This is a genomic window from Vibrio sp. V42_P2S4T144 (genome assembly GCF_009904715.1).
GTDB lineage: Bacteria > Pseudomonadota > Gammaproteobacteria > Enterobacterales > Vibrionaceae > Vibrio > Vibrio alginolyticus.
On the sequence record NZ_WXWS01000064.1, the window covers coordinates 1 to 6,203 of the forward strand.

The 6,203-nt window shown below is 44.3% G+C and carries 4 protein-coding genes; 2 read left to right on the plus strand and 2 right to left on the minus strand.

Annotated features, from left to right (window positions below):
* Positions 1-352 precede the first annotated feature (352 nt).
* A complete protein-coding gene (locus tag CAG68_RS01995; protein WP_086046513.1) occupies positions 353-1,435 on the plus strand; it encodes a glycerol dehydrogenase in 1,083 nt (360 codons plus the stop codon).
* 82 nt (positions 1,436-1,517) lie between these two features.
* On the opposite strand, the gene glmS is transcribed toward CAG68_RS01995, so the two are convergent.
* Both glmS and CAG68_RS02005 read right to left on the minus strand, forming a co-directional pair.
* Positions 1,518-3,350, minus strand: coding sequence for a glutamine--fructose-6-phosphate transaminase (isomerizing) (glmS, locus tag CAG68_RS02000; protein WP_033906046.1), 1,833 nt, complete (start codon positions 3,348-3,350; stop codon positions 1,518-1,520).
* Between the two features lie 107 nt (positions 3,351-3,457).
* Positions 3,458-4,222 (minus strand): DeoR/GlpR family DNA-binding transcription regulator, encoded by a 765-nt coding sequence (locus tag CAG68_RS02005; protein ID WP_053349685.1) that lies wholly within the window; start codon positions 4,220-4,222, stop codon positions 3,458-3,460.
* 433 nt (positions 4,223-4,655) lie between these two features.
* Here CAG68_RS02005 and pykF point away from each other — a divergent pair, with 433 nt between their 5' ends.
* Complete coding sequence (gene pykF, locus CAG68_RS02010; protein WP_005392243.1) at positions 4,656-6,068, plus strand: pyruvate kinase PykF; 1,413 nt, start codon at positions 4,656-4,658, stop codon at positions 6,066-6,068.
* Positions 6,069-6,203 lie beyond the last annotated feature (135 nt).

The window sequence follows — 6,203 nt, forward strand, 5'->3', positions numbered from 1 at the left end:
GTTCTATCTCATTCCATTTATATTTTTATGTAGGGTATGAATTCATCTTAAACAGAGAAAAAGCGTGCTCAACAAAAATCAATCTGTTTCATATTGAAACAAAAACTTCGGCATTATTGTTTCAATATGAAACGAAAAACGACAAATTTTCCTGAATAGTGATCGTCGCCATAAAGCATGCTGATGCTTATTACTTCTGACAGTCGGTTTGACACAGAGGTCATAAAAGCATGGAACAAAACCAGAGATATCCTTCACCACTTACCACACCAAACCTAATATAAACCTTATCCCTACAATGGATATTCATTGCACTCCAAAACACACACAAAAAAGGTTAAAGGTTTGAATTATGGACAAAATTATTATCAGCCCAAGCAAATACGTCCAAGGTGAACAAGTACTTACATCTATCGCTCACTATGTGAAAACATTGGGTGAACGTCCGTTAGTAATTGCCGATGAGTTCGTGACTAACCTGGTTGGTGATGACGTCAAACAAAGTTTTGCTGACGAAAAGCTTCCACTCACTATGAACATTTTTGGTGGCGAATGTTCGCGCGTTGAGATTGAACGCATCACGGACATTTGTGCCACTCAAAAGCACGATGTCATTGTCGGTATTGGTGGTGGTAAAACGTTAGATACAGCAAAGGCTGTTGCGTTTTACACAAAAATTCCTGTCGTGGTGGTTCCTACGATTGCCTCGACTGATGCGCCAACCTCAGCGCTTGCGGTGATATACACACCTGAAGGTGAATTTGCAGAATATTTGATGATCCCTAAAAACCCAGACATGGTCATCATGGATACGTCAGTCATCGCCAAAGCCCCTGTTCGCTTACTTGTATCGGGGATGGGCGACGCGCTTTCCACCTACTTTGAAGCTCGTGCCAACATGACTTCTGGTAAGGCAACAATGGCTGGTGGGTTAGCGACGCGTTCAGCACAAGCGCTTGCGAAACTTTGCTATGAAACCTTGCTTGAAGATGGTGTAAAAGCAAAAGCTGCAGTAGAAAATGGTGTGAGCACCAAAGCGGTAGAAAACATTATTGAAGCCAATACATACCTTAGCGGTATCGGTTTTGAAAGCAGTGGTCTAGCGGGTGCTCACGCTATTCATAACGGCCTAACTAAGCTTGAAGAGTGTCATCATCTCTATCATGGTGAGAAAGTCGCGTTCGGCACACTAGTTCAGCTGGTACTAGAAAACGCAGCGATGGAAGATATTAATACGGTTCTTGCATTCTGCCGCTCTGTAGGTCTACCAACCAACTTATTTGATATGGGCGTTAAAGAGCTTAACCACGCTAAGTTGCGCGAGGTCGCCGAAGCCTCAACGGCCGAGGGAGAAACCATCCACAATATGCCATTCCCAGTGACGGCAGAAAATGTCTACTCTGCAATTCTAACCGCTCACCAGTTGGGTCAATAACTCACCCCCTTAAAGTGGGCTTAAATAAAAAAGCGGCACATACTCTCGCATGTGCCGCTTGGATTTTTGCTGTTAAGCGTAATTACTCAACCGTTACCGCTTTCGCCAGGTTACGTGGTTGGTCTACGTCCGTACCTTTGATCAGTGCTACGTAGTAAGACAGCAATTGCATTGGGATGGTGTAGTAGATCGCCGCCGTGATTTCACTAACGTGAGGCATCGTGATGATCTTCATTGTTTCATCGCCTTCGAAGCCTGCGTCTGCATCTGCGAATACATACAGAAGACCGCCACGCGCACGCACTTCTTCAACGTTTGATTTTAGCTTTTCAAGTAGGTCGTTGCTTGGTGCAACCACAACAACAGGCATGTCAGCATCAATTAGAGCCAGAGGACCGTGTTTTAGTTCACCCGCCGCGTACGCTTCTGCGTGGATGTAAGAGATCTCTTTCAGTTTTAGAGACGCTTCCATCGCGATTGGGTAGAACTCGCCACGGCCTAGGAACAATGTGTGGTGCTTGTCTGCAAAATCCGTTGCTAGTGCTTCAATTTCTTTCTCGAAAGAAAGTGCCGCGTTGATTTGCTTAGGAAGTGCGTGTAGCGCTTCAACAATCTCTTTTTCTTTCTCTTTGCTAATGCGACCTTGCTCTTTACCCAGTGCCGTTACCAACATAAGTAGTGCAGAAAGTTGAGTCGTGAACGCTTTGGTTGAAGCCACACCGATTTCAACACCAGCGCGAGTCATGAACGCAAAATCTGATTCACGAACCAGAGAAGAGCCCGCTACGTTACAGATGGTCATCGCCGCCATGTAACCTTTCTCTTTTGCTAGGCGAAGTGCTGCTAGGGTATCAGCGGTTTCACCAGACTGAGACAACGTGATCAATAGGCTGTTTGGACGAGTCACAAACTTGCGGTAACGGAATTCAGACGCAATTTCTACATCACAGCTAACGCCTGCAATGTCTTCAAACCAGTAACGTGCCGTCATACCTGCGTTGTAAGACGTACCACACGCCACGATTTGTACGTGTTCTACTTTGCTTAGAATGTCTGCCGCGTGCACACCGATCGCGTCTGTCACAACAGAGTCTGCCGTGATACGACCTTCCATTGTGTTGATCAACGCTTTAGGTTGCTCATAGATTTCTTTTTGCATGAAGTGACGGTATTGGCCTTTATCACCTGCATCATGCTCTGCGTTAGATTCAACAATTTCACGCTCAACTGGCTCACCCGTTGCATCAAACACAGTGACTTCACGGCGAGTAATTTCTGCTACGTCACCTTCTTCTAAGTACATGAAACGGCGCGTAACGTTAAGTAATGCAAGTTGGTCAGACGCTAGGAAGTTTTCACCTACACCAAAACCGATCACGATCGGGCTGCCTGAACGCGCTACTACGATGCGTGAAGGATCTTTGCGATCCAACGCTACCGTGCCGTATGCGCCTTCAAGTTGTTTTGCTGTTTTTTGTACCGCTTCTAATAGCGTTTCTGAAGTACGAAGTTCCCACTCAACCATGTGTGCGATAACTTCTGTATCCGTTTGCGATTCAAACACGTAGCCACGAGATTGAAGCAGCTCACGCAGCTCTTCATGGTTTTCGATGATGCCGTTATGTACCACTGCGATATCACCAGACATGTGTGGGTGAGCATTGATTTCAGAAGGTTCACCGTGCGTCGCCCAGCGAGTGTGCGCAATACCAGTTCCGCCGATCACTTTTGCTTCTTCTACTGCATCAGCCAATTCTTGTACTTTACCCAAGCGACGAACGCGCGTTAGGTTTGATTCGCCATCAACAACCGCAACGCCAGCAGAGTCGTAACCGCGGTACTCTAAGCGGCGTAGACCTTCAACCAAAATTTCTGCAACATCTCGTTGTGCTACTGCACCTACGATTCCACACATGTGTTTATCTCCGTTTGTAGTTTTGTTCTTCCCTAGCCATGATTTCAAATAGAGGCAGCAAGCAAAGGCCTTTATCCAGAGGGAAGTAAAATATGAAACTGATTACATTATTGGGCGCAAATGACTTTCACGCCATGTTGTTCAATCTGTACTTTATGCTCTGCTTGGATATCTGCATCGGTCACCAACACATCAACTTGATGCCAAGCGAGCTCTAAGTTTGGGATCTTACGGCCGATTTTTTCGGACTCGATCATTACGATCACTTCACGTGACGCTTCTGCCATTACCTTACTTAAGCCAACCAATTCATTAAATGTCGTGGTTCCACGCTCGAGATCGATGCCATCCGCACCGATGAATAATTGGTCAAAGTCGTAAGCTCGTAATACAGATTCGGCCACTTTGCCTTGAAAGGACTCTGAGTGCGTATCCCAAGTACCACCAGTCATCAGCAGTGTCGGTTCGCTCTCTAATTCATTTAGGGCGTTAGCAACATGCAACGAGTTGGTCATGACCACTAAGCCACGTTTGTCATTCAACTGTTGAATCAGCGCGGCAGTCGTGCTGCCACTGTCGATCACGATGCGATTATGATCGCGAATCAATGATGCAGCTGCTTTTGCTAAGCTTAACTTTCGAGTCGAAACATTAGCACCCAATTCTTCGTGAATGACTTCCTTTGGGATAGCAATCGCACCGCCATAGCGGCGTAGAAGTTGGCCGTTTTTCTCTAAAGAAGCTAAATCCTTTCTAATCGTGACCTCTGAGGTTTCGAATTTCTGAGCAAGTTCATCAACGCTGACTTCTCCTAGTTCAGAAACCAAGTTAGATATGGCGTGTCTTCTTAATTGAGTATTTCGTTTCGACATTTAAGTTTTGATTTTAAGTTTCGATGTGAAACTTATTATAGTCAAACCGAAACTTTTAAGTCCATTTATTTCGATCCAAAAAATTAATATTTCTCGATAAAACCTTGTCCTAAGACAATTCTTAAACAGTGATATTGGATTCATTCAGTGGTAGAATTCGCCACCGAAAAGAAAAAAAATTACAGAATTGAAGGCTATTTTTTTGCAACTTTCTGCATATAAAGTGGGATTAGTCACAAAAAGGTAACCAAAATCGCCGATCTTTTAGTCATAAAATGACTAAACTTGGTGAAAGACTTTCAGAATCTGAAGTTCTAATAATGAGACGAAAAATCGGTGGGTGACAGGTACTAAATGTCATCAAAAACGTCCTGACTTCAGAGTAAATAACCGACTTTCAAATTGTAACTATACTTACCGGAGAGTATCTTCCATGAAAAAGACCAAAATCGTATGTACGATTGGCCCTAAAACAGAATCTGTAGAGAAGCTAACTGAACTAGTTAACGCAGGCATGAACGTAATGCGCCTTAACTTCTCTCACGGTGACTACGAAGAACACGGCACTCGTATCGCGAACTTCCGTAAAGTAATGGAAGCTACTGGCAAACCACTAGCAATTCTTCTAGATACTAAAGGTCCAGAAATCCGCACTATCAAGCTAGAAGGCGGTAACGATGTTGATCTAGTAGCAGGTCAAGAATTCACTTTCACAACTGACACTTCAGTTGTAGGTAACAAAGATAAAGTTGCAGTAACTTACGCTGGTTTCGCAGCCGACCTAAACGTAGGTAACACTATCCTAGTAGACGACGGTCTAATCGAGATGGAAGTTATCTCTAAGACTGAAACTGAAGTTAAATGTAAAGTTCTTAACAACGGTGCACTAGGCGAAAACAAAGGTGTTAACCTTCCTGGCGTTTCTGTAAACCTACCTGCACTATCTGAAAAAGATAAGAACGACCTTAAGTTTGGTTGTGAGCAAGGCGTTGACTTCGTAGCAGCTTCTTTCATCCGTAAAGCGTCTGACGTTCAAGAAATCCGTGAAGTACTTGCTGCAAACGGCGGCGAGAACATCCACATCATCTCTAAGATCGAAAACCAAGAAGGTGTTGATAACTTCGACGAGATCCTAGAGCTTTCTGACGGCATCATGGTTGCTCGTGGTGACCTAGGTGTTGAAATCCCAGCTGAAGAAGTAATCTTCGCTCAGAAAATGATGATCGAGAAGTGTAACCGTGCACGTAAGATGGTTATCACTGCAACTCAAATGCTTGATTCTATGATCAACAACCCACGTCCTACTCGTGCGGAAGCAGGCGACGTTGCTAACGCAGTAATGGACGGTACTGACGCAGTAATGCTTTCTGGTGAAACGGCGAAAGGTAAATACCCTGTTGAAGCGGTAACTATCATGGCTCAAATCGCGAACCGTACTGACTCAGCGCTAAAAGCTGAACTAGGTTCTCGACTAGACAGCCCACGTCTTCGCATCACTGAAGCAGTATGTAAAGGCGCTGTAGACACAGCTGAGAAACTAGCTGCTCCACTTATCGTTGTTGCAACTGAAGGCGGTAAGTCTGCACGTTCAGTACGTAAGTACTTCCCAACTGCAAACATTCTAGCGCTAACAACTAACAAGAAAACTGCTGCACAGCTAGTTCTAACTAAAGGTGTTACTCCTGTAGTTGTTGATTCAATCGAAAGCACTGACGCATTCTACGTAGCGGGTAAAGAACTTGCTCTAGAATCAGGTCTAGGTAACAAAGGCGATATCGTTGTTATGGTTTCTGGCGCTCTAGTTGCTTCAGGTACTACGAACACTGCTTCTGTACACGTGCTATAAGACTGAACTTTTAACACTTCAGTTTCTTGAGAAGGAGGGCTTATGCCCTCCTTTTTTATATGGCTTTCTTGCTCTCATAATAGCCTAATTGTATTATTTACCTCTATCAGAATTTCGTACTGTTTAATTTTATCG